The sequence below is a fragment of the Pseudomonas sp. 478 genome (genome assembly GCF_003254125.1).
Taxonomy (GTDB): domain Bacteria; phylum Pseudomonadota; class Gammaproteobacteria; order Pseudomonadales; family Pseudomonadaceae; genus Aquipseudomonas.
In genome coordinates, this window is the sequence record NZ_QKZG01000007.1 from 240,498 (window position 1) to 262,299 (window position 21,802).

20 protein-coding genes, 1 tRNA gene and 2 pseudogenes are annotated in these 21,802 nt (G+C 58.2%); 8 read left to right on the forward strand and 15 right to left on the reverse strand.

All coding sequences use genetic code 11. The features are described 5' to 3' along the window. Nucleotides 1–195 precede the first annotated feature (195 nt). Together DFS28_RS16635 and DFS28_RS16640 are read left to right on the forward strand one after the other, a co-directional pair. Nucleotides 196–5,061, forward strand: a complete 4,866-nt coding sequence (locus tag DFS28_RS16635) for an RHS repeat-associated core domain-containing protein (RefSeq protein WP_111450658.1) — start codon at nt 196–198, stop codon at nt 5,059–5,061. Nucleotides 5,062–5,064: 3 nt separating this feature from the next. Continuing rightward, nucleotides 5,065–5,463: a hypothetical protein gene (locus DFS28_RS16640; RefSeq protein ID WP_111450659.1), complete on the forward strand. Its 399-nt coding sequence runs from the start codon at nt 5,065–5,067 to the stop codon at nt 5,461–5,463. Between the two features lie 565 nt (nt 5,464–6,028). On the opposite strand, the gene DFS28_RS16650 is transcribed toward DFS28_RS16640, so the two are convergent. From DFS28_RS16650 to DFS28_RS16675, 6 genes and pseudogenes are all read right to left on the reverse strand, one after another. Next, complete coding sequence (locus DFS28_RS16650; RefSeq protein ID WP_111450661.1) at nt 6,029–6,241, reverse strand: hypothetical protein; 213 nt, start codon at nt 6,239–6,241, stop codon at nt 6,029–6,031. Between the two features lie 108 nt (nt 6,242–6,349). Further along, nucleotides 6,350–6,556, reverse strand: coding sequence for a hypothetical protein (locus tag DFS28_RS16655; RefSeq protein ID WP_111450662.1), 207 nt, complete (start codon nt 6,554–6,556; stop codon nt 6,350–6,352). A 127-nt stretch (nt 6,557–6,683) separates the two neighbouring features. After that, nucleotides 6,684–7,106, reverse strand: coding sequence for a glycine zipper domain-containing protein (locus DFS28_RS16660; protein WP_111450663.1), 423 nt, complete (start codon nt 7,104–7,106; stop codon nt 6,684–6,686). Nucleotides 7,107–7,290: 184 nt separating this feature from the next. Next, on the reverse strand, nt 7,291–7,662 hold the full coding sequence (locus tag DFS28_RS16665) for a bacteriocin (RefSeq protein WP_111450664.1): 372 nt from the start codon (nt 7,660–7,662) through the stop codon (nt 7,291–7,293). Nucleotides 7,663–7,991: 329 nt separating this feature from the next. After that, on the reverse strand, nt 7,992–8,183 hold the full coding sequence (locus DFS28_RS30885) for a hypothetical protein (protein WP_111450665.1): 192 nt from the start codon (nt 8,181–8,183) through the stop codon (nt 7,992–7,994). Nucleotides 8,184–8,328: 145 nt separating this feature from the next. Beyond that, nucleotides 8,329–8,502, reverse strand: a pseudogene (locus DFS28_RS16675) (heavy metal-binding domain-containing protein); the annotation flags it as partial. Here DFS28_RS16675 and DFS28_RS16680 point away from each other — a divergent pair. Then, nucleotides 8,501–8,647, forward strand: a pseudogene (locus tag DFS28_RS16680) (heavy metal-binding domain-containing protein); the annotation flags it as partial. The pseudogenes DFS28_RS16675 and DFS28_RS16680 overlap by 2 nt on opposite strands. A gap of 334 nt (nt 8,648–8,981) precedes the next feature. Here DFS28_RS16680 and DFS28_RS16690 read toward each other — a convergent pair. From DFS28_RS16690 to DFS28_RS30530, 3 genes are all read right to left on the reverse strand, one after another. Continuing rightward, complete coding sequence (locus DFS28_RS16690; RefSeq protein ID WP_082459027.1) at nt 8,982–9,164, reverse strand: hypothetical protein; 183 nt, start codon at nt 9,162–9,164, stop codon at nt 8,982–8,984. A 328-nt stretch (nt 9,165–9,492) separates the two neighbouring features. Continuing rightward, a tRNA-Ser gene (locus DFS28_RS16695) sits at nt 9,493–9,582 on the reverse strand. 93 nt (nt 9,583–9,675) lie between these two features. Then, nucleotides 9,676–9,825 (reverse strand): hypothetical protein, encoded by a 150-nt coding sequence (locus DFS28_RS30530; protein ID WP_158539687.1) that lies wholly within the window; start codon nt 9,823–9,825, stop codon nt 9,676–9,678. A gap of 64 nt (nt 9,826–9,889) precedes the next feature. On the opposite strand from DFS28_RS30530, the gene DFS28_RS16700 reads away from it, so the two are divergent. The 3 genes from DFS28_RS16700 to DFS28_RS16710 all read left to right on the forward strand — a co-directional run bounded on the left by DFS28_RS16700 (nt 9,890) and on the right by DFS28_RS16710 (nt 12,650). Then, nucleotides 9,890–10,579: a crotonase/enoyl-CoA hydratase family protein gene (locus DFS28_RS16700; RefSeq protein WP_111450666.1), complete on the forward strand. Its 690-nt coding sequence runs from the start codon at nt 9,890–9,892 to the stop codon at nt 10,577–10,579. 214 nt (nt 10,580–10,793) lie between these two features. After that, the gene (locus DFS28_RS16705; RefSeq protein ID WP_111450667.1) at nt 10,794–11,516 is read left to right on the forward strand and encodes a 1-acylglycerol-3-phosphate O-acyltransferase; all 723 of its coding nucleotides are present in this window, start codon (nt 10,794–10,796) and stop codon (nt 11,514–11,516) included. A gap of 162 nt (nt 11,517–11,678) precedes the next feature. Next, complete coding sequence (locus DFS28_RS16710; protein WP_111450668.1) at nt 11,679–12,650, forward strand: magnesium and cobalt transport protein CorA; 972 nt, start codon at nt 11,679–11,681, stop codon at nt 12,648–12,650. A 124-nt stretch (nt 12,651–12,774) separates the two neighbouring features. Here DFS28_RS16710 and DFS28_RS16715 read toward each other — a convergent pair whose 3' ends face one another. The 3 genes from DFS28_RS16715 to DFS28_RS16725 all read right to left on the reverse strand — a co-directional run bounded on the left by DFS28_RS16715 (nt 12,775) and on the right by DFS28_RS16725 (nt 16,978). Next, nucleotides 12,775–13,503, reverse strand: a complete 729-nt coding sequence (locus tag DFS28_RS16715; RefSeq protein WP_111450669.1) for an amidotransferase — start codon at nt 13,501–13,503, stop codon at nt 12,775–12,777. Nucleotides 13,504–13,598: 95 nt separating this feature from the next. After that, entirely contained in the window at nt 13,599–15,743 is a 2,145-nt protein-coding gene (locus tag DFS28_RS16720; RefSeq protein ID WP_111450670.1) for a 3-hydroxyacyl-CoA dehydrogenase NAD-binding domain-containing protein, read from the reverse strand. Nucleotides 15,744–15,772: 29 nt separating this feature from the next. Further along, on the reverse strand, nt 15,773–16,978 hold the full coding sequence (locus tag DFS28_RS16725; RefSeq protein ID WP_111450671.1) for an acetyl-CoA C-acetyltransferase: 1,206 nt from the start codon (nt 16,976–16,978) through the stop codon (nt 15,773–15,775). 289 nt (nt 16,979–17,267) lie between these two features. Here DFS28_RS16725 and DFS28_RS16730 point away from each other — a divergent pair, with 289 nt between their 5' ends. Both DFS28_RS16730 and DFS28_RS16735 read left to right on the forward strand, forming a co-directional pair. Further along, nucleotides 17,268–17,465 carry a hypothetical protein gene (locus DFS28_RS16730; protein ID WP_132834348.1) on the forward strand — a complete coding sequence of 66 codons (198 nt, stop codon included), beginning with the start codon at nt 17,268–17,270 and terminating at the stop codon, nt 17,463–17,465. Nucleotides 17,466–17,575: 110 nt separating this feature from the next. Further along, on the forward strand, nt 17,576–18,397 hold the full coding sequence (locus DFS28_RS16735) for a cytochrome c (RefSeq protein ID WP_111450673.1): 822 nt from the start codon (nt 17,576–17,578) through the stop codon (nt 18,395–18,397). Between the two features lie 111 nt (nt 18,398–18,508). On the opposite strand, the gene DFS28_RS16740 is transcribed toward DFS28_RS16735, so the two are convergent. Genes DFS28_RS16740 through DFS28_RS16750 form a run of 3 tightly spaced genes read right to left on the reverse strand, consistent with a single transcriptional unit; the run spans nt 18,509 to nt 21,687 of the window. Further along, on the reverse strand, nt 18,509–19,318 hold the full coding sequence (locus tag DFS28_RS16740; RefSeq protein WP_111450674.1) for a transglutaminase family protein: 810 nt from the start codon (nt 19,316–19,318) through the stop codon (nt 18,509–18,511). Then, complete coding sequence (locus DFS28_RS16745; RefSeq protein WP_111450675.1) at nt 19,315–20,265, reverse strand: alpha-E domain-containing protein; 951 nt, start codon at nt 20,263–20,265, stop codon at nt 19,315–19,317. The genes DFS28_RS16740 and DFS28_RS16745 overlap by 4 nt, the downstream gene beginning before the upstream one ends. A gap of 12 nt (nt 20,266–20,277) precedes the next feature. Continuing rightward, nucleotides 20,278–21,687: a circularly permuted type 2 ATP-grasp protein gene (locus DFS28_RS16750; RefSeq protein ID WP_008148806.1), complete on the reverse strand. Its 1,410-nt coding sequence runs from the start codon at nt 21,685–21,687 to the stop codon at nt 20,278–20,280. Nucleotides 21,688–21,802 lie beyond the last annotated feature (115 nt).

The window sequence follows — 21,802 nt, forward strand, 5'->3', positions numbered from 1 at the left end:
AAGGATTCAGCAGCATAGCGAGCGCGGCGGGCATAGGGCAACGGCCAATGCCTGATCGATAGTAAAACCTGCGCCGACATGCTCTTCGTCATTTAGCGATTTCCCCTACACCAAACACTTACTTTCCCGACTTCTTTTCCCGCCGATCCCCCGCAAAGTCTCGCGCTCTGAATTGATCCGCGCGAGGGACTGCGAATGTTCATACTTGACAACCTCCTGGCCTTGAACAACACCATCGGGCTGCTGGTGGTCGCCGCCATGGACCCTGAGCAGCCGAATGTCGAAACGGTATTGAGTGATTTTCGACTGTGCCTGAACGACTACGACGCCTGGGCTGAAAGTTTCTGGACCGGCAAGGCCCTGGATGTCGAGCAAGTATTCAAGGTCGGCAACGAAGTCCGTCTAAGCGCGCCGAAGCATTCCACCACGCCAGTCAGCTCGACAGTCGCCGCATGCCCGGCCAACGGTCCGTTGACCCTGGTGCATATGTTTGAGGCTGCGCGCTTCGTACCGATCGGCAATACGCCGGTGATGCTTGAACCTTTGCTTTCCGACGTGGCGGGTGAGCAGACATTTGGCGAGCCGATCTACGACGAGATCGGCCCCAGCGGCATCCAGGAAATCCCCGATTGCCCGCGCGGCCAGCGTTATCGCATCACCTTCTTTCCCGATGTATCCGCTGATCACGTCAAAGCACTTTACGCCTCCTATCAGGGCGTCATCGGCGAGCTGGAAGGTTGGTTGCGCAACGAGTGGACGACCGAGTTCGAACCGGCGTGGGCCGGGTTCTCCCAGGCCGGTTTCATCAAGCGCTACGGCATGCTGCAACAGGCCGACTGGCGCGGCTTCGAGAACTCGCTGAACGGTTTGTGGGATGACGTGAAACAGATTTACGCCCTGATCGCTGACCTGCAGGCCAACAGCGAAAAACTCCTTGAATACCTGACCCGATCCGAGCTTGAAACGCTGCTGAATGCTTCGGCGGAGTCCATCGCCAACGTGTTGCTGATGCTGAGCGACGAGCCGTTGATGTTCATTCATCTCGCGGCGTTCACCAGCTGGCTGAGGATGCTGCCGCCGCAGTACATCGCCGAGGTCGTGGCGGAAATTCGTACGCAGATATTGATCAGTTTCCTGCTCATGTGCCTTACCGGTCCTGCAGGACTGGAGTTGCGCCTGAGTGAGAAGGTGCTGTCCAGGATCAAGTCCCCGCAGACCCGCCAATGGCTGGCGGCCGCCAGTTTGCGATTGGCTGGGCTCACCGCCAAGTCCGACCTGACAGCCCACGCTGGCGTGCTCAAACCGCTGATGGTCAATGCCCGGAAGGCACCGATCAATCCTGCGCCCGCCGTGTCGCTGCAAATCACCACGGGTGTTGCGCCGGTTCTGTCGGTGAAGAATCCGCTGTCCATTGCTCGCGACAAGTCTGAAGCCATGACCAGGATGGGCAGGCAGGAACATCGCGACGATGCCCCGGATCAAGCGAAAAACCCCAACGGTGACAGCGCCGATTGCGGACCGTTGACCTGTACCCATGGCTGTCCGGTATCGATGGTCACGGGCGAGGAACTGCTGACGCTGACCGACGGTTCACTTGACGGGATTTTGCCGTTCGACTTCACCCGGCTCTATCGCACCAGTGCCGCTGAAATCGATTGCGGGCTCGGGTTTGGCTGGAGTCATTCTCTGTCTCATCGACTGGAAATCGATGGCGATACCGTCATCTGGATTGACCACGAAAACCGCCGTACAACCTTTCCGTTACCGAATATCGAGTGCCCGACGATTCACAACAGCCTGTCGCGGGCGGCGATTTATCTGGGCGATGAACCCGAAGAACTGATCCTCGCCCTGGCTGGAGAAAAAGCACGGTTTTTCCACTTTCGTGCAGGACGTCTGACAGCGATCAGCGATGCCTATGGCAATCAGCTGACGGTGCAGCGGGACATTTCTGACAGGATCAAGCGCCTCGACAACGGCGCCGGGCGTTCCCTTCTGTTGCGCTATGAGCGCCGGCACATGGTCGCCGTCGAGTATCAGCGTTTTCAGCCGGCCGACACCCTGGAAGACGCCTGGTGTACTGAGCAGACGCTGGTTTCCTATCGCTACGACGCTCGTCATCGCTTGATCGAGGCGACCAATGCCGCTGGCGAAAGCGAACGTTACGACTACGACGATCAGCACGTCATCCTGCAACGGCAGTTGGCCGGTGGGGCGAGTTTCTTCTGGGAGTGGGAACGGTCCGGCAAGGCGGCTCGATGCATCAGGCATTGGGCGTCGTTTGCGCAGATGGACGCGCGTTATATCTGGGATGACGAGGGCAGCGTCACCGTTCAGAACATCGATGGAAGCGAAGAGGTTTACGTCCACGACGACCGGGCACGGCTGGTGCGCAAGGTCGAACTGGACGGCGGCGAGCACCTCAAGGCCTACGACGACAACGGTCGGTTGCTTGCCGAGCAGGATCCACTCGGCGCCGTCACCGAATACCGTTACGACGAAGTCGGACGGCTGATCGCGCTGATTCCGCCGGACGACGAACCGACGGCCTACGCGTATCGCAACGGTTTCCTGCATGCGCGGTACCACGGCCAAGCGGTGTGGAAATATCAACGCAATGCGCAAGGCGACGTCACCGAAGCGACCGATCCCGACGGTCAGGTCACCCACTATCACTACGACGACAAAGGGCAACTGCTGTCGATCCGTTCCCCGGACACCAGCCGGCATGTGTTCGTCTGGAACGCCTTGGGGCAACTGCTCGAAGAGACCTTGCCGGACGGTGGCCAGCGGCGGTTTTCCTACGATGCATTGGGGCGGCAGATTACCCGTCAGGACGAACACGGTGCCGTTACCCAGTACCAATGGGATGCCGTTGGCCGACTGATCCAGACCACGCTTCCTACCGGCGCCAGCCGCGCCTTTAGCTACAACGCCTACGGCAAGATCACCGCCGAACGCGATGAGCTGGGTCGTATCACCCGTTACGAATACCTCGATGACCTGCACCTGGTCAGCCGCCGCCTCAATCCCGACGGCACCCAGCTGAAATACCGCTACGACAACGCCCAGCTGCTGCTCACGGAAATCGAAAACGAATCCGGTGAAAAATATCGCCTGGACTACACGGCCAATGGCTTGATCCGACAGGAAACCGGCTTCGACGGCCAACGCACGGCGTACGCCTACGACCTCAATGGCCAGCTGCTGGTGAAAACCGAGTTTGGCGAGGACGGCTCGCAGCTGGTGACGGCGTATGAGCGGGACTCGGCCGGACGCCTGTTGGTCAAGACGCTGCCCGACGGCATCCAGGTTGAATACCGCTACGACAGCCTCGGCCGACTGATCGGCGTCGACGACGGCCATGACCATCCGCTGGAGTTCGAATACGACCCGCAGGATCGGCTGATCACCGAGCATCAGGGCTGGGGCACGTTGCGTTATGGCTACGACGCCTGCGGTCAACTGAACCATCTGCGCCTGCCGGACGGCAGCAAACTCGATTACCACCACGCCAAGGGCGGCGCGCTGACGGCGATCGACCTCAACGGTGCGCGACTGACATCGCATACGTTCTTCGCCGGGCGCGAACTAAATCGCCAACAAGGCCTGTTGCTCAGCGATTATCAGTATGACGACCAGGGCCGCCTCAAAGCCCACGCTGTCAGCCAACAGCAACAACCGCTGTATCGCCGTGACTATGCCTACAGCGCCAACGGCAATCTCGACAGCCTCGCCGACACCCGTCACGGCCAGCGCCATTACCAATACGACCCGCTCAACCGCCTGATCCGCGTCCGTCACACCCGCGATCAACAACCGGAAAGCTTCGCCCACGACCCGGCGGGCAACCTGCTGATGCAGGACCGCCCCGGCGCCGCGACCGTCAAAGGCAACCGCCTGCTGATGCAAGGCGACCGCCATTACGACTACGACGCCTTCGGCAACCTGATCCGTGAGCGCCGCGGCACCGCGCAAAAACTCGTCACCGAATACCGCTACGACTGCCAGCACCGCTTGGTCGGCGTTACGACCCCGGACGGCCGCAGCGCCAGCTACCGCTACGACGCCTTCGGCCGCCGCATCAGCAAAACCGTCGACAGCAAAACCACCGAGTTCTTCTGGCAAGGCGACCACCTCATCGCCGAAAGCAGCCGCGAACACTACCGCAGCTACCTCTACGAACCCCGCAGCTTCCGCCCATTGGCCATGCTCGACGGCAAAGGCCCACGCAAGGCCTGCCCGTTCTACTACCAACTCGATCACCTGGGTACGCCGCAAGAACTCACCGACTACAGCGGCGACATCATCTGGGCTGCCCGATACACAGCCTATGGCCGCCTGACTCGCCTCAACCGCGACACCCATCAGGTGCTTGATCAGCCATTGAGGTTTCAGGGGCAGTACTTCGATGCGGAGACTGGCCTGCATTACAACCGGCATCGCTACTACAATCCGGATGTTGGACGGTATCTGACACCGGATCCGAGCAAGTTGGCGGGCGGGTTAAACGGGTATCAGTACACGCGGAACCCTGCGGGGTGGGTTGATCCGCTGGGGTTGAGTGAGTGTCCGGGTGGGGATGGGTGTAAGCGGCCGGCGTTTGGGGATGAGGATCCGACTTGGAAGATTAAGGTTGATGAGGGGCAAGCTCAACTCCCATCATATCCAGAGGAATTATATTTATATCGGGGAGACCATCGTCACCCAGATGAGATATTTGAACAAGGATTTAAAACCAAGGGCGACAGCAATGACTTGCTGCTCCATTCCCTAGATAGCAATAAGCCTCCGAGCAATTTTGTAAGCACTACCCCAGTAAGAGAGGTTGGAATCGATTTCGCGACAAGATTCAACATGAGAAGCGGTTTTTTGTACACCATACGGATGATACCTGGGCGAGATCTGGCGTCGGAGCTTGGAAAAAAATATAAGTTTGGTAGCGAGCGAGAGTTAGCAATTCAAGGCGGAGTCAAAAGAGAAGATATTTTAGGCGCAACCCCTATTGGTGCTAACGGTCGCCCATCTGGTCACACCACCTTAAATCCCAACAGGAAATAGAATGTGGACAGCGTAAAGATTTTGATAATCAAAAATGGCAAGCGTCAATCCGCTGAGCTTCTCTGTGACTCCGAAAATCTAAGCATCACTTTTGTTATGGCAGATGGTTATCGAAATTCGTACTTTGGCGACGATTTTTACAAATGCCTAGGTCATGTCAGGGAAGACCATCGTGACGTAACTTTTTTGTGTAAAGGAGCAAAAATAAACGTACACCCCTCTACTATGTCCTCACAGATGTCGTTAGGTGTAAAAGCATATGAACTAACACTTGGAAAACAAGCATTTAGAAGCGATTTAGTAAGTATCTTTGATTATGAGGAAAACAATCTGACAAACGAACCTGAGGTTCAGGAAGAGTTTTTCATGCGATGGGTTGAATCTGATATCTCCGACGAGTAGCTAGGGTAAAGATAAAGTATCTGGAAAAAGCCCAGTTCTAACTGGGCTAATCTTCCGGTGGAATTCGGACTTAACTACCCGAACCACTCGTACTCCCACCAGCACCACCCGTACCTCCTCCCGCAGTCCCAGAACTCCCCCCCCTCCCGCTTCCACTCATCCCAGAACTACCGGATCCTCCAGACCCACTCCCAGAACCACTCCCCATCGAACCTCCACCACTCATCGCCCCACTTCCCGCCTCCGGGCTGGTGCTACTTCCATTTGCATCACCACCATTCCCACTCTCAATGGTGCCAGGCGGCAACGCATTCCCATCCGAGGAGCCCGCATTCATTTCGGAGTACGGCGGCATCCCGCCCTTATCCACAGGTGCATCGTTGCCGGAGGACTCGGCAAACGCCGACATTGAGCCGGCCGACAACACGCCGATCACCGTCAGGGCCGTCAATTTTGACCTGATCATGGTGTATCTCCTTTAAAAGGTGCGTACCTGATTTCTGGCAGTCATCGCTTTTTAAAGGTGCCGCACATTCGACGAGTGGCGCTACGCCACAGCGTATGTTCAGCTCGGTTCGTTTGAGCCGTCTTCACCGGCAATGTCCGGGTCGTCAGGGAGAGCTTCCACATCCCCACGCTTCACTTCATCAGACGGCAACTGCTCTACAGCGGTGTCGTCATCAGGCGGACGCTGATCACGACTCAGGGGATCGGTCGGTGAAGGCAGCGGATATTCGGGGGTATCGTCGAAGTCGGAGTCTTTCGGATCAGCGTTCATAAGGCACCTCTCGTGGGGCCTGAAAAGCAGGCCCTGAAGTTTTGAGGTTTGTGCCCTGCATTGCGTTCGATCAGAGAGACGATCGGTCGAATCCGTCGCACAGCAGGCTCAATCTTCGTCTTCGTCTTCGTCTTCGTCCTCTTCCTCTTCCTCGTCTTCGAACTCGATATTTCCGACGTCGCCCGCCTCATCGGAATCATTGAGCGGCACTGTTGCGTCATCCATCAGTGAGCCTGGATCTTCGTTTCCTGGATCGTTAATGAACGGAAGCCCGCTCGGGCCTTTTTCTTCCTTGCCTTCGGTTTCAGGAGTCATGGCATGCCTCTTAACATTCTGGGGTGTATGAAGTTCGAGGTGGCCCACGACCAAACGTTCCAGAGTCCTGCTCCAGAAATGAAAAACCCGGCGCGGGGCCGGGTTTCTGATGTAGGTCGATGTCGAATCAGTGATTCTTGTGCTTGTTTTTATGCTTATGGTTGTAGCCGTTACCGGAGTGCGAACCGCCGCTATCGTTACCCAAGTTGTTGCCTACCGCCCCACCTGCCGCGCCGCCCAGGCCTGCGCCAATGGTCGAACCGGTCTTGCCACCCAGGCTATTGCCGATCACCGAGCCACCGGCCGACCCCAAACCACCACCAATAGCCGCTTCTGTACGACTGCCTTTGTTCGCGCCGACCGCGCTACCTGCCGCGCCGCCTACACCGGCGCCAACCGCAGCGCCCGTGCTGCCGCCCATTTGCTGGCCGACCACGTTACCTAGCGCACCGCCAATACCACCGCCAACTGCAGCGGTGCCGTCTCCGGCGGCCATTGCACCTTGAGCGACCAAAAGTCCCAGAACCAACGTGGACAATGTCAAACGCATGATATGAACCTCTAAATTCCGTATCGGGGGTAAGAGAACGCGTTACGGATGGCGTGAGTCTAGCTTTTTCATCACACCAGCGCTGATCGTTGGACAGCTATAAATTCGAAGAGCGCGAAAGAAGAAACATCCAGATACAAAAAGCCCGGCATCAAGCCGGGCTTTTTGAGCTGATCGATCAGGATCAGTGACGCTTGTGACCTTTGGCCAGGTTGCTGCCCACGCCGCCGCCCAATGCGCCGCCCAAGCCTGCGCCAATGGTGGAACCGGTCTTGCCGCCCAGGCTATTGCCGATCACCGAACCGCCGGCCGCGCCGATACCACCACCAATGGCGGCTTTAGTACGGCTGCCTTTGCGTGCTGCAACAGCACTGCCTGCCGCGCCTGCTACACCCGCACCAATCGCTGCACCGGTGCTGCCGCCCATGCTCTGGCCGACCACATTACCTAGCGCGCCACCCAAACCACCACCGATGGCGGCAGTGCCATCACCCGCAGCCATCGCACCTTGAGCAACCAAAAGCCCCAGAACCAAAGCAGGCAGTGTTAAACGCATGACAAGAACCTCAAAAAAAAGGGGTAACCGAAAGGGGCGAGATTGAATGCTTTTGAGGAGACAAAGTCCAGACACGCACGGGTACAACCTCGCATTAGGCGACGGTTGGACAGCGTTTTTAGAAAAGGTTTTATGACAGGCAAAAAAAAGCCCGCTGGGGAACGGGCCAGGTACTGCTTTCTAACGGATGAGTTGAGCCTACGTAGGCAGGCGTGAAAAGTTTGTGAAAAAAATTACCCACGGTGGGTTTTATATCTGTAGTCAAAATCCCAACTACCTTGTGGAAATAAAAACCCCGCTCAATGGCGGGGGGACTGTCCGGTTAACGGTTACTTCCTGGAAGGCGCCGTCACCCTCCTCGGCAAGAAATTCGCCTTTTCGGTCCGGGGCACCTTGGATTTCACTTTGGCGACTTGAGCCCGGTCTTCACCAAAGCCCGACACATACTCCGCTTGACCACACTGCACGCAATTGTTGATCGGAAACTCAGACCCGTCGTCTTCGATATACGAATCAGCCATACTTCTCCCCTCTCAAAAATAGGTCGACACCGGCAAGCCGTATGCCTGGAAAAATATCGACCTTCAACGCTTTTGAGACTAGTCAGTCAGTACTGGACTTGTAGTTCAGATTATTGCATCCCCGACGAACGGCTTCGTGACCCACTCACCTCAACTTGACCGCCGTCCCGGTCACGAACACCACCACAATCCCGCCCTTCCCGGCCGGCATGCTGATCTCATAATCAAGCCCCACCACCGCATCAGCCTGAAGTGCCCGCGCCCGTTCCTTCAACTCGTCGGTTGCCTGAATCAGTGCTTCCTTCAACGCCCGTTTAATGATCACCACCACAACCCACACCATCGAAGGCCAACAAATCACCGCCTATCTGGACATCGTCAGTGCTGAGTCGGTGCAGGGGGGCAACGTTATCCGCGATATGTTCGCCGGGATGCGGGATTTTTTCGGTGGGCGCTCTTCTTCATAGTCCGGGGATAATTACTCAAGGCAACCCAAACGGGGTGCCAATGGAATCCACCGTGAAATAGGCGTCCTGCTCAGCACCCAAACGGCTCCAGATCCGCTAGCTGCCGTCTTCAAAACACACGGTGCGATGGGGGTGGCGAACCGACCATCCAGCCTAGTTTTACGGGGCCGCTGACTATGGCATCGGGGAAAGTCTTGGTCGTAGATGCGGCGGCGAATAAGGAGACGGTACTCATCAACACAGCGGTGAGGGAAATAGCTATGCGGCGGGAAGCGGCGCGAGGGTGGGACATAGTGTCGATTCCATTCGAGGGCTTGGGCAGTCCAACAGGTTAAAGCAGCTTGACCAGCACAGTTGTGACAGTGGCCACCGTGCCAATCAACCCAGTCGCCACAGCCACCGGATACCAAAAAGTTTCACGGGTCATCTTCCCGGCCTCGGCATTCAGCTTGCGCTGCTCAGCCATCAGCTTGACGATCTCCACATGAACCTTTTCCAGTTCTGCCTGTTCCATGGTGAGTTCCTGCATTACGTGCGTTCGTCCTTCCAGATAATGGGCCGCGTCATTGCCTTGCCCGTTGATCCATTGTGCCCCCTAAAGGCGCAAAGCGAATACCCCTTACGAAACGGCTCGTGCCAGTTGCTGAACCCCATGAAAGCCCCCAACTATCTGGCTTTCCAGCATTACGTCCCACATACCTATCACTCGTCCTACATGAATTTCGGAAGTGCCTTCGCCGATGAGCGTGGATCAATAACATTGCCTTCCAAAAAATCCAGACGCCAGAAACCACAAAACCCCTGACTTCTTTCGAAATCAGGGGTTTTGGTTACATCGAATTTGGCGGTGAAGGAGAGATTCGAACTCTCGATACAATTTCTTGTATACACACTTTCCAGGCGTGCTCCTTAAGCCACTCGGACACTTCACCGTATCTCGTCAAACAAGTTCTGTCTGTCGAGGCGCGCTAATGTAGTCGAAAGCTTTTCCGATGGCAAACTTTTTTTGCAGAATTTTCATGCGCTTAGCGTTTCAGTCGTTCGAGCAGGTTCCAGTCCATGGCAAACCCGCCAATCTCCGGCTTCGCGTCCTCCTCTATATAGAGGGGAATGCGCGGCTGACGTGGCGGGCGACGCTTGCCGGGCGGGAAAAGGGTGACTGGGCGGTCAGTCACGGCGCTTTACCTGGCCTGCGGCGGTGAGTAACGTCTGCGCTACTTTATTGAAAGGAATAGCGTCATGAGTGAGTTGATTTCCTACCATCTCGAAGACGGTATCGCGACCCTGACCTTGAGCAATGGCAAGGTCAATGCCATCTCTCCGGACGTGATTGTTGCGTTTAACGCCGCGCTGGATCAGGCAGTGACTGATCGTGCGGTGGTGATCATTACCGGTACGCCCGGGATGCTGTCGGGCGGTTATGACTTGAAGGTGATGACCTCCGGCCCTAAAGAAGCCGTGGCGCTGGTGACTGCCGGTTCGACGCTGGCCCGCCGCCTGTTGTCTCACCCGTTCCCGGTGATCGTCGCGTGCCCTGGGCATGCGGTGGCCAAGGGCGCGTTCCTGTTGTTGTCGGTGGATTACCGCATTGGTGTCGACGGCCCGTTCACCATTGGTTTGAACGAAGTGCAGATCGGCATGACCATGCACCACGCCGGTATCGAGCTGGCCCGTGACCGTCTGCGCAAGTCGGCGTTCCACCGCGCGGTGATCAACGCTGAGATGTTTAATCCGCAAAGTGCCGTGGATGCCGGGTTCTTCGATCTGGTGGTTTCGGCCGAAGAGTTGCAAGGCGCGGCGCTGGCGGCGGCTCGTCAGTTGAAGAAGATCAACATGATCGCGCACAAGAACACCAAGCTCAAAGTGCGCAAGGCGCTGCTGGAGAGGCTGGACAACGCGATTATCGAGGATCAGGATTTTTTGGTTTAAACCCAAACGTCCCGCACCGAAAAGCCCGACCGTCGTGTCGGGCTTTTTCTTATGCGCTCCGTTAAATAGCCTACAACCGCTCTAGATCGCATCTGACCCATAAGTCGGAAACATGCGCTCAAACATCGCCTATCTCCCACCTCTATAGCGGCAATTGCCGAAAACAGTGCACATCCGTACACTGCGCCACCTTTTGTCCCGGTGGGGCCTGTAAATGCTGTTTGTGTTTCGTATGTTATTGATGGGCCTGCACTTTATTCTGGCCGGTGTGCTTGGAGTGACTCTTGGCCTGTGCCGACCGTTCAACCCGGATAACAGCCGTTTGTGCGCGCGTCTTTATGCATGGCCGGCGATGTGCATTTTGCGTCTGCGGGTGAAGTCTGACGTCGGACCGCTGATGGATAAACCCGACAGCTGCGTGATCATCGCCAATCACCAGTCCAACTACGATCTGTTTGTGTTCGGCAACGTGGTGCCTCGCCGCACCGTGTGTATCGGCAAGAAGAGTCTGAAGTGGGTGCCGCTGTTTGGTCAGTTGTTCTGGCTGGCGGGCAATGTGCTGATCGATCGCGGCAATGCGCAGAAAGCGCGCCAGTCGATGCTGACCACTACCCACACGTTACAGAATGAAGACACTTCGATTTGGGTCTTCCCGGAAGGCACGCGCAACCTGGGCGAAGAGTTGCTGCCGTTCAAGAAAGGCGCCTTTCAAATGGCCATTGCCGCCGGGGTACCGATTGTTCCGGTGTGTGTCAGCAGTTACGTTAAACACATGCGATTGAACCGTTGGCGCAGTGGGAAGATTCTGATCCGCTCGTTACCGGCGATTCCTACGGCTGGATTGAGCCTGGATGACATGCCGCTGCTGATTGCCCAGTGCCGCGAACAGATGCGCGAGTGCATCGCTTCGATGGATCGGCAACTGCAAGCCGCGTAAAAGAAACCCGCCTTGTGCGGGTTTTCTTTTGCCTGCGAGCTTTTGCCTACGAACTCCGCAGATTTCACTGACTCTCAAGCAGTAGACAGGGCTAAGCTGGAGACTGCCTGCCACTGCCATCTTTGCTAATAGAAAGCTGCCAATAAGAAGTGAATCACTATCATGGGTAGAGTTGTTGCTGCTGCGGTTTATAGCGCTGGTAAGAAAGTCACCAATATCACCCTCGATGAAGGCGCTGCCTGGGCTGCAAAGCCTGGCCACTTTGTCTGGATCGGCCTTGAAGAGCCGAACGCCCAGGAGCTGTTCAATCTGCAACGCCAGTTCAACCTGCACGAACTGGCCATTGAAGACGCCCTGGAAAAACACAGTCGGCCGAAACTGGAAACCTTCGGCGATGCACTGTTCATTGTCACGTATTCGCCGATCCGGAATGAAGGAAAACTGGAGTTCATCGAGACTCATATCTTTGCCGGCAAGGGCTACATCATTACCGCACGCAACGGTCACTCGGCGTCCTACGCCCATGTCCGACAGCGCTGTGAGGCGCGTCCGCTGTTGCTGGAGCATGGGGAAGATTTCGTACTCTATGCCATCCTCGACTTCGTGATCGAAAACTACCAGCCCATGGGTGAAGCGATCCATACAGAGATCGATGAGCTGGAACGCAACGTCATGTGCAGTTCTCTGAACGAGCGCGACATTCAAAAACTCCATAGTCTGCGCCGGGATGTCTTGCGTTTGCGTCGTTATGCGGCGCCGATGGTAGAGATTGGTGAGGAATTGCAAAAGCTCAACTTTCCGTTCATCGACAAGAACATGCGCCCGTACTTTCGCGATGTGCAAATCCACGTGACGCGGCAGATGGAAGACCTGACGACCCTGGCGGACATTGCCAGCCAGACTATTGAAGTTGGGGTGTTGCTGGAAGCCTCACGCCAAAGCGTGGTGCAGCGCAAGTTTGCGGCGTGGGCGGCGATTCTCGCCTTCCCGACGGCAGTGGCCGGGATATACGGGATGAACTTTCAGGATATGCCGGAGTTGAGTTGGCATTACGGTTATTTCGGGGTGCTGGGGGTTATTGCGGTGGGGTGCGTAAGTTTGTGGGCGAGTTTCAAGAAATCGGGGTGGTTGTAGCCATTACCGAGGTGCCTGTGACATTCGCGAGCAAGCCCGCTCCCACAGTGGATCTCCAGTGTTGTAGAGATCATTGTGGGAGCGGCGGTGCGACGATTCGACTTGCTCGCGAAGCTTTTATCTTTTAAACCGACTCGGATGCAGGCTTGTGCGCCACAAACCGCATCATCCACTCCGCAACGGTAGTGCCGTGATGCTCGTGCTCAAGGCTCGCCATACCTTTCGAATAAATCTGCTCGCCCAGCGCTTCCTGACGAATATCCAACAGCGCGCGCGAGTAATCGTGAATGAACTCCGGATGCCCCTGGAAGCACAGCACCTGATCGTTGATGTGGTACGCGGCGAACGGGCAGAAATCGCTGGAAGCGATGACCGTGGCGTTTTCCGGGAGCGCGGTGACCTGGTCCTGATGGCTGATCAACAAGGTCAGTTCTTCTCTCACCGGGCTCATCCACGGCGCCTTGGCGGCGAGTTTGTACTTGTGGGTGCCGACGCCCCAGCCTTGGGGCGCACGTTCGCTCTTGCCGCCCAGCAGCAGCGCCAGCAGTTGATGGCCGAAGCACACGCCCAGCAATTTGTCGCCGCGCTCGTAGCGGGTCAGCAGGTAAGCCTTGAGGGTTTCAATCCACGGGTCGGTGCCGAAGGAATCGGCCTTGCTGCCGGTGACCAGATAGGCATCGAATGTCAGCTCATCGCCGGGATACTCGCCCTGCATCACGTTGTACACCGTGAACTCGGCAGCAATGGGTTGCTGCGAAAACAGACGCTGGAACATCTGCCCGTAACCCTGATATTCATCGACCAGTTCCGGACGCAGGATGTCGGTTTCCAGAATGCAGATGCGTAACGACATAAAAAATACCTGACACATGATGGGAATAATGCACACCCCAGAGCCTGCCTTGAAACACAGTGGCAAGGCAAGCCCCGGAATGCGTCACCCGTCCCCTAGAACGCCTCCCCTTTAGCCGCTTTCTCCAGCAATAGCGCAGGGGGGGCGAATCGCTCGCCATACTGCTCCGCCAGGTACTGGGCGCGGGCGACGAAATCTTTCACGCCATACTGGTTGATGAACTGCAGCGCGCCGCCGGTCCAGGCGGCGAAGCCGATTCCGAAGATCGAGCCGACGTTGGCGTCCGCCGTCGAGGTCAACACCCCCTCCTCCATACAGCGCACGGTTTCGATGGCTTGCACGAACAGCAGCCGATCGCGCACGTCCTTCGGCGAAATCTGCCCGTCAGCCTTCTCGAAAAGGCTTTTCAGCTCTGGCCACAGATGCTTCTGCCCACGGGTCGGATAATCATAGAAACCACCACCAGCAGCCTTGCCCGGACGCTTGTATTCCTGGAGCAGCAAGTCAATCACGGCGAATGCCGGGTGCTCAATCAGTGGTTTCCCTTCTGCTCGCAGGTCTTTGGCAGTTTGCTGGCGGATATGGCTCATCAAGCTGAGGGAAACTTCGTCGGAGATCGCCAGAGGTCCGATTGGCATGCCGGCCTTGCGCGCTTCGGTCTCAATCATCGGCGCGCTCACGCCTTCGCCCAGCATGGCGATGCCTTCGTTGGTGAATGTGCCGAACACCCGCGAGGTGAAGAAACCGCGACTGTCGTTGACCACAATCGGCGTTTTCTTGATTTGCAGGACGAAATCGAACCCGCGAGCCAGGGTTTCATTGCTGGTGTGGGCGCCTTTGATGATTTCCACCAAGGGCATTTTCTCCACGGGGCTGAAGAAATGCAGGCCGATGAACTTGCTCTGATCCGGCACGGCGGCAGCGAGGCCGCTGATGGGCAAGGTCGACGTGTTGGAAGCAATCACCGCATCCGGGCCAACGACTTTTTGCGCCGCCGAAGAGACGCTGGCTTTCAGTTCGCGATCTTCAAACACCGCTTCAATGATCAGATCACAACCGGCCAGGTCGGCGTCGCTTTCAGTGGGATGAATTCGCGCCAGCGTTGCATCGCGCTGATCGGCACTCAATTGGCCACGCGCAACCTTCTTGTCCAGTAGAGCCGCCGAATGAGCCTTGCCCTTCTGTGCGGCCGCAAGATTGATGTCCTTGAGCACCACGTCGATGCCGGCCGATGCGCTGACAAAGGCGATTCCGGCGCCCATCATGCCTGCGCCCAGCACGCCCACGCGACGCGTCACGTAGGGTGCAAAGCCTTGGGGCCGCGAGCTGCCGGCATTGATTTCGTTGAGCTGGAACCAGAACGTGCCGATCAGGTTTTTCGACACTTGGCCGGTGGTCAATTCGGTGAAGTAACGGGTTTCGATCAAGTGCGCGGTGTCGAAATCCACCTGAGCACCTTCCACCGCGGCGCAGAGGATTTTTTCTGGCGCGGGCAGACAGCCCTGGGTTTTGCTGCGCAGGATCGACGGCGCGATGGCCAGCATTTGCGCGACTTTCGGGTTCGACGGCGTACCACCGGGAATCTGATAACCCTTCACGTCCCAGCGCTGCACAACCGAAGGGTGGGCGATAATCCAGGTGCGCGCCTTGGCCAGCAATTCATCACGATCCGCCGCCAACTCATCAATCAAACCTGCCCGCAACGCCTGCTGCGGCCGGACTTTCTTGCCCTCGAGCAAATAGGGCAAGGCTTTTTCAATACCGAGCATCCGCACCATGCGCACCACCCCGCCGCCGCCCGGCAGCAGGCCGAGGGTCACTTCCGGCAGGCCGAGTTGCACCGAAGAATCGTCCAGCGCAACCCGGTGATGGCACGCAAGGCAGATTTCCCAACCGCCGCCCAACGCCGCGCCGTTGATCGCGGCGACCACCGGTTTACCGAGGGTTTCGAGGGTGCGCAGCTGCCCTTTGAGTGTCAGCACCATGTCGTAAAAGGCTTTGGCTTCAGGCTTGCCGACCTTGATCAGTTCATTGAGGTCGCCGCCGGCGAAAAAGGTTTTCTTGGCCGAGGTGATGATCACGCCGGCGAGGGTGTCTTTGTCGGCAACCAGTCTGGCGACACACGCGGCCATGGCTTCGCGGTAGACCGCGTTCATGGTGTTGGCACTCTGGCCCGGCATGTCGATGGTCAGGACGACGATCTGGTCCTGACCTTTTTCGTAACGGATGGCTTCGGTCATGAAAGGGTTTCCTTGAAGTCGGTCGGGGCTCAGAGGCGTTCGATGATGGTGGCGATGCCCATGCCGCCGCCGACACACAGCGTCGCGAGGCCATAGCGCAGGCGCCGGGTTTCCAGTTCATCGAGCAACGTGCCGAGGATCGCGCAGCCAGTGGCGCCCAGCGGGTGACCCAAGGCAATGGAGCCGCCGTTGACGTTGACCTTGTCCAGGTCGATCGCCATGTCCCTGATGAATTTCAGCACCACCGAGGCAAACGCTTCGTTGACCTCGAACAGGTCGATGTCTTCAACCCGTAGCCCGGCCTTGGCCAGTGCCTTGCGGGTGGCCGGCGCGGGGCCGGTGAGCATGATGGTTGGGTCGGTGCTGGTGACGGCGGTGGCGACGATCCGCGCCCGCGGTTGCAAACCCAGCGCCCGGCCCTTCGCTTCGGAACCAATCAGCATCAGCGCCGCGCCATCGACGATCCCGGAACTGTTACCCGCCGTGTGCACGTGGTTGATCCGCTCGACATGGCTGTAGACCCGAAGCGCCGTGGCATCGAAGCCCATTTGCCCGATCATCTCGAAGCTCGGTTTGAGCTGGCCCAAGCCTTCCATGGTCGATCCGGCGCGGATGAATTCATCGTGATCGAGCAGGATGATGCCGTTCTGGTCCTGCACTGGTACCAGCGATTTGTAGAACGAACCGTCGGCCCTTGCCCGCGCAGCTTTTTGCTGGGAGTGCAGCGCATAGGCATCGACGTCTTGACGGCTGAAGCCTTCCAGCGTGGCGATCAGGTCAGCGCCCACACCTTGAGGGGCGAAATGGCTATGAAAACTGGTTTCCGGGTCGTGTGCCCAGGCGCCGCCATCGCTGCCCATCGGCACGCGGGACATGGATTCAACGCCGCCGACCACCACCAGGTCTTCGAAGCCGGAACGCACCTTCATCGCGCCGAGGTTCACCGCCTCCAGCCCCGAGGCGCAAAAGCGGTTGATCTGCAAACCCGCCACGCTGACGTCCCAATCCGCCACCTGGGTCGCGGCTTTGGCGATGTCGGAACCCTGATCGCCGACAGGCGTCACGCAGCCAAGTACCACATCGTCGACCTGACTGGTATCGAGAGACGTGCGCTGTTGCAGCGCCGTGAGCAGCCCGGCCACCAGGTTCACCGGTTTGACGCTGTGCAAGGCACCATTGGCCTTGCCTTTGCCGCGGGGCGTGCGTAACGCGTCGAAAATCAAAGCTTGGGTCATGACGTTCTCGAACCTGGGCAGGGAGTAAATTCACAGTCTCCACCTTAGGCCGAGCAGCCCCGGATTCAATGACCGCAGTGCTCACAGACGTTGACGGTCACGCTCAGACGGACGGTAGGCAACCACCGGATTAACCGATTCAGGACCCCAAGCTGTCTAGCAAACGGGCGCCCAAGAAGCTGGCAATAGGCCTCATGCCTTTTTAAGAGCAATTTATGTGAAGTCCATACGAAATGGATCTAAACCAAGCGTGACGCGGGCTCTAAGGTGAACTTGTACGAAGTTGTCGTTGGGTTTTGCCGAGGCGCTCGTCAAACAGGAAGTGCAACGCTCTGCCGTCATGGAGAAATGCAGGCAGGCATCAGGAAATAACAATAAAGGCGGTCAAGCCATGTTCAAACAATCGAAAGTACGTCAAGCCGGGCTCATTCTTTTCGCCACTACGCTGTTGTTGATTTTGCCGAACCTGACCAAGGTGATCGGCTAGTCGGTCAATAAAAAATACGGCGCCAGGTTTTGGTATCGCCCTCTAAAAATGTGTCCGGCTCGCTACCCGGGTCAGCGTGAGTGTGCCAACCTTTGCGGCACTTCCACGACATGGACGGCGATCATTTGAAAACGCTCATTTTGTTCGGGGCCTTGCTGCTCAGCACGCCTCTGTCTGCCGCACAGCTGAACCTTGAGCTGGGCGCGAGCAATCGCACCTGGCAAACCGAGGAGTTGCTCAAGCATCCTCAGGTGCAGACCCTCACTGTCAGCAACGACGTTTCCTACAAACGGGACATGAGCTATCGCGCTGTTCCGTTGGCTGCGTTGTTGACGGGCATCAAACCTGAAGACCACTTACAAGCGGTAGCCCTGGATGGTTTTGCCGCAGAACTGTCAGCCGCACCGTTGCTCAACACCCAGGGCGCGCGCGCATGGCTGGCGATTGAAGAACCCGCCAAGCCGTGGCCACCGCTGTCGGAAGGCAAACCCGGCGCCGGGCCGTTCTATCTGGTCTGGACCGATCCGCAAGCGGGCGACATCAGCCCCGAACAATGGCCCTTTCAAGTCGCGAGCATCAAGCGCATGGCGCCGGTGGCCGAGCGCTTCCCTGCCCTGCGGCCCGATCCGGCATTGAAGGCTGACGACCCGGTGAACAAGGGCTTTGCGCTGTTTCAGAAGAATTGCCTGGCATGTCACCGATTGAACGGCGCCGGGGATGCGCAATTTGGGCCGGACCTGAACATTCCGTTTAACCCGACCGAATACTTCGGCGCGGACTTCCTCAAGCGCTACATTCGTGATCCGCAGAGCTTGCGCCAGTGGCCACAGGCGAAGATGCCCGGGTTCTCGGCGACAGTGTTGCCGGATGGGGATCTGGAGAGGCTGGTGGGGTATTTGAAGCACATGGCTGGGCGCAAGGTTAAACCCTAGCCTTGTGCTGCCTGGGTTGGCCTCTTCGCGAGCAAGCCCGCCCCCACACTGGATCTGTGTCGCTCACAGTCAAATGTGGGAGCGGGCTTGCTCGCGAAGAGGTATCCCCGATTATTGCTGCTGGACGGAGATAACCGGCATCGGCGTCGGCGAAACAAACACCTTCGCATGCATCTGCTCGCAACCACCGCCACGCCGCATGCCACGCACCGGGCAGGCATCCAGGTAATCCAGGCCCACCGCCAGTTTCAGATGACGCTCGGGCCGCGCCAATTCATTGGTCACGTCGAAGCTGTACCAGGCGTCATCGAGCCAGGCTTCCGCCCAGGCGTGACTGGCCAGGTGTTCGCTGTTCTCGCTGTACAAATAGCCCGACACATAACGCGACGGAATGCCCAGGCTGCGAGCGCAGGCGAGAAAAGCGTGGGTGTGGTCCTGACAGACGCCCGAACGCCCGGCGAAGGCCTGGGCGGCGCTGGTGTCCACTTCGGTGGAACCCGGCGTGTAGGTCATGTGCTGGTTCAGGCCATGCATCAAGTCGATCAGCGCCGTGCGATCCCGGCGTTGCTTGCACTCCTTCTCGGCGAACGCACGCAGGGCTTCGTCGGCTTCGGTCAAGCGCGTGAAGCGCAGGAACGGCAGTGCCGACTGGCTTTCATGCTCCGCCTCGCGCAATTCGTCGATGTCCACCTGGCCCCGGGCGCCGATGATGATCGCCTCGTGGGGCTCGTCCAGGGTCAGCACGTGCAGGATGTTGCCGAACGGATCGAGTTGCGCGCGCACCGGGCGCGGCAAGTCGAGCTGCCAGCTGAGCACGTGCTGGCGCTCGCTGTCGTGGGGGGTCAGTCGCAGGTACTGGATGCTCGCCCGCACCTGATCTTCGTAGTGATAGGTGGTCTCGTGGCTAATGGAAAGTCTCATGCAGCCTCCAGGTAGGAACTGTGTATGGCGTTACCCAACTGGCGCACCAGCGGGATGAACTCGGTCAGCCAGGCGTGCAGGCCTTCGTCGAGAATTTCGGTGATGCCGGTGTAGCGCAGGCGTGCGTCGATTTCCGCTGCCAGGCGTTGCGCGGGACGGCCGTTGGCCCCCGGCAGCTGGGCGAGGATCTGGTCGATTTCTTCGGTGCAGGCGCGCAATGAACGCGGCACGTCAGCACGCAGCAACAGCAACTCGGCCACATGCCGGGCGCCGGGCGCATCGCGGTAGATCTCGGTGTAGGCCTCGAACGAGGACAACGCCCGCAGCAAAGCACTCCACTGGTAATACGCGTGAGCGGTGCCATCGCTGACCGCCTCTGCCTGATCGCCAGCCATTTCGTAGCGGGCGTCGAGCAGGCGCAGCGTGTTGTCGGCCCTTTCGATAAACGTCCCCAGACGAATAAAGCGGAACGCATCGTTACGCATGATCGTGCCGTAGGACGCGCCGCGAAACAGGTGGGAACGTTCCTTGATCCACTCGCAGAAACGGCTCATGCCGTAGCGACTCAGGCCCTGATCGGCAATCCCGCGGATTTCCAGCCAGGTGGCATTGATGTTTTCCCACATGTCGGCGGTGATTCGCCCACGTACCGCATGGGCGCTGGCCCGCGCGGCGCCGAGGCAGCTGTAAATGCTCGCCGGGTTGGCCGCGTCCAGGGCGAAGAAATGCAGCAGCCGCTCAGCGTGCAATTCGCCGTGGCGCTCCAGGTAATCGTCCAGGGTGCCGGTGATCAGCAACGGCATGGCGAGTTCATGCAGGCCGTCACCACGACCATCCTGCGGCATCAGCGACAGCGAATAACTGATGTCGAGCATCCGTGCGAGGTTTTCCGCCCGCTCCAGGTAACGCGACATCCAATACAAATCCGAGGCAGTTCTACTTAACATGGCAGGCTTCCTTCAATCCTCGACCACCCAGGTGTCCTTGGTTCCACCGCCCTGGGATGAATTCACCACCAGGGAGCCTTCGCGCAGGGCAACACGGGTCAAACCGCCGGGCACAACCCGGGTTTCGCGGCCAGACAATACAAACGGACGCAGGTCGATGTGGCGTGGAGCAATGCCGTTTTCGACAAAGGTCGGACAGGTCGACAGGGACAACGTCGGTTGCGCGATGTACGCATGGGGCTTGGCTTTGATCCGCGCGCGGAAAGACTCGATTTCCGCCGCCGTCGCCGCCGGCCCGACCAGCATTCCGTAACCGCCGGAGCCCTGGGTTTCCTTGACCACCAGTTCCGGAAGATTGGCCAGTACGTGGGACAATTCGGAGGGATTACGACACTGCCACGTCGGCACATTCTTCAGAATCGGCTCTTCATCCAGGTAGAAACGGATCATGTCCGTCACGAATGGATACACCGACTTGTCGTCCGCGACCCCGGTGCCGATGGCATTGGCCAGCACCACGTTGCCGGAGCGATACGACGACAGCAGCCCAGGAACGCCGAGCATCGAGTCCGGGTTAAACGCCAGCGGATCGAGGAACGCATCGTCGAGGCGACGGTAGATCACGTCGACGGCTTTCGGCCCGTCCGTGGTGCGCATGAACACCTTGTCATCCCGCACGAACAGGTCCGCGCCTTCCACCAGTTCAACGCCCATTTCCCGCGCCAGAAACGCATGTTCAAAGAACGCGCTGTTGAAACGACCCGGCGTCAGTACCACCACGCTCGGGTTATCAATCGGGCTGGAGCTTTTCAGGGTGTCAAGCAACAGGTTCGGATAGTGGTCGATAGGAGCAATGCGCTGGGCCGCGAACAACTCGGGGAACAACCGCATCATCATCTTGCGGTCTTCGAGCATGTAGCTCACGCCGCTCGGTGTACGAAGATTGTCTTCGAGCACGTAGTACGTGCCGTCGCCATCGCGCACCAGATCGACACCGGAGATGTGGGAATAGATATCGCGGTGCAGATTCAGCCCTTGCATCGCCAACTGGTATTGCTCGTTGGCCAGCACTTGCTCGGCCGGAATGATGCCGGCCTTTATGATGCGCTGCTCGTGATAGAGGTCGGCGAGGAACATGTTCAACGCCTTGACCCGCTGAATGCAGCCGCGCTCGACGACTCGCCATTCACTGGCGGGGATGCTGCGGGGGATGGTGTCGAAGGGAATCAGGCGCTCTGTCCCTTGCTCATCACCATAGAGCGTGAATGTAATCCCGGCGCGATGAAATAACAGATCGGCCTCGCGTCGCCGTTGTGCCAAAAGCTCGTCAGGCGTTTCGGCCAGCCAACGGGCAAACTCCCGATAATGCGGGCGGACCTGGCCGCCGGCATCGTACATCTCATCAAAATAGGTGCGGATCATGCCGTACTCCTTGTCACCCGGACATCTGGGCTTCGCAAAGCCCGTGCCATCGGCATAAACGCTTTGATATCAATCAGTTGGATAATCACATTGCACGCACCGCACCAATCCTGTG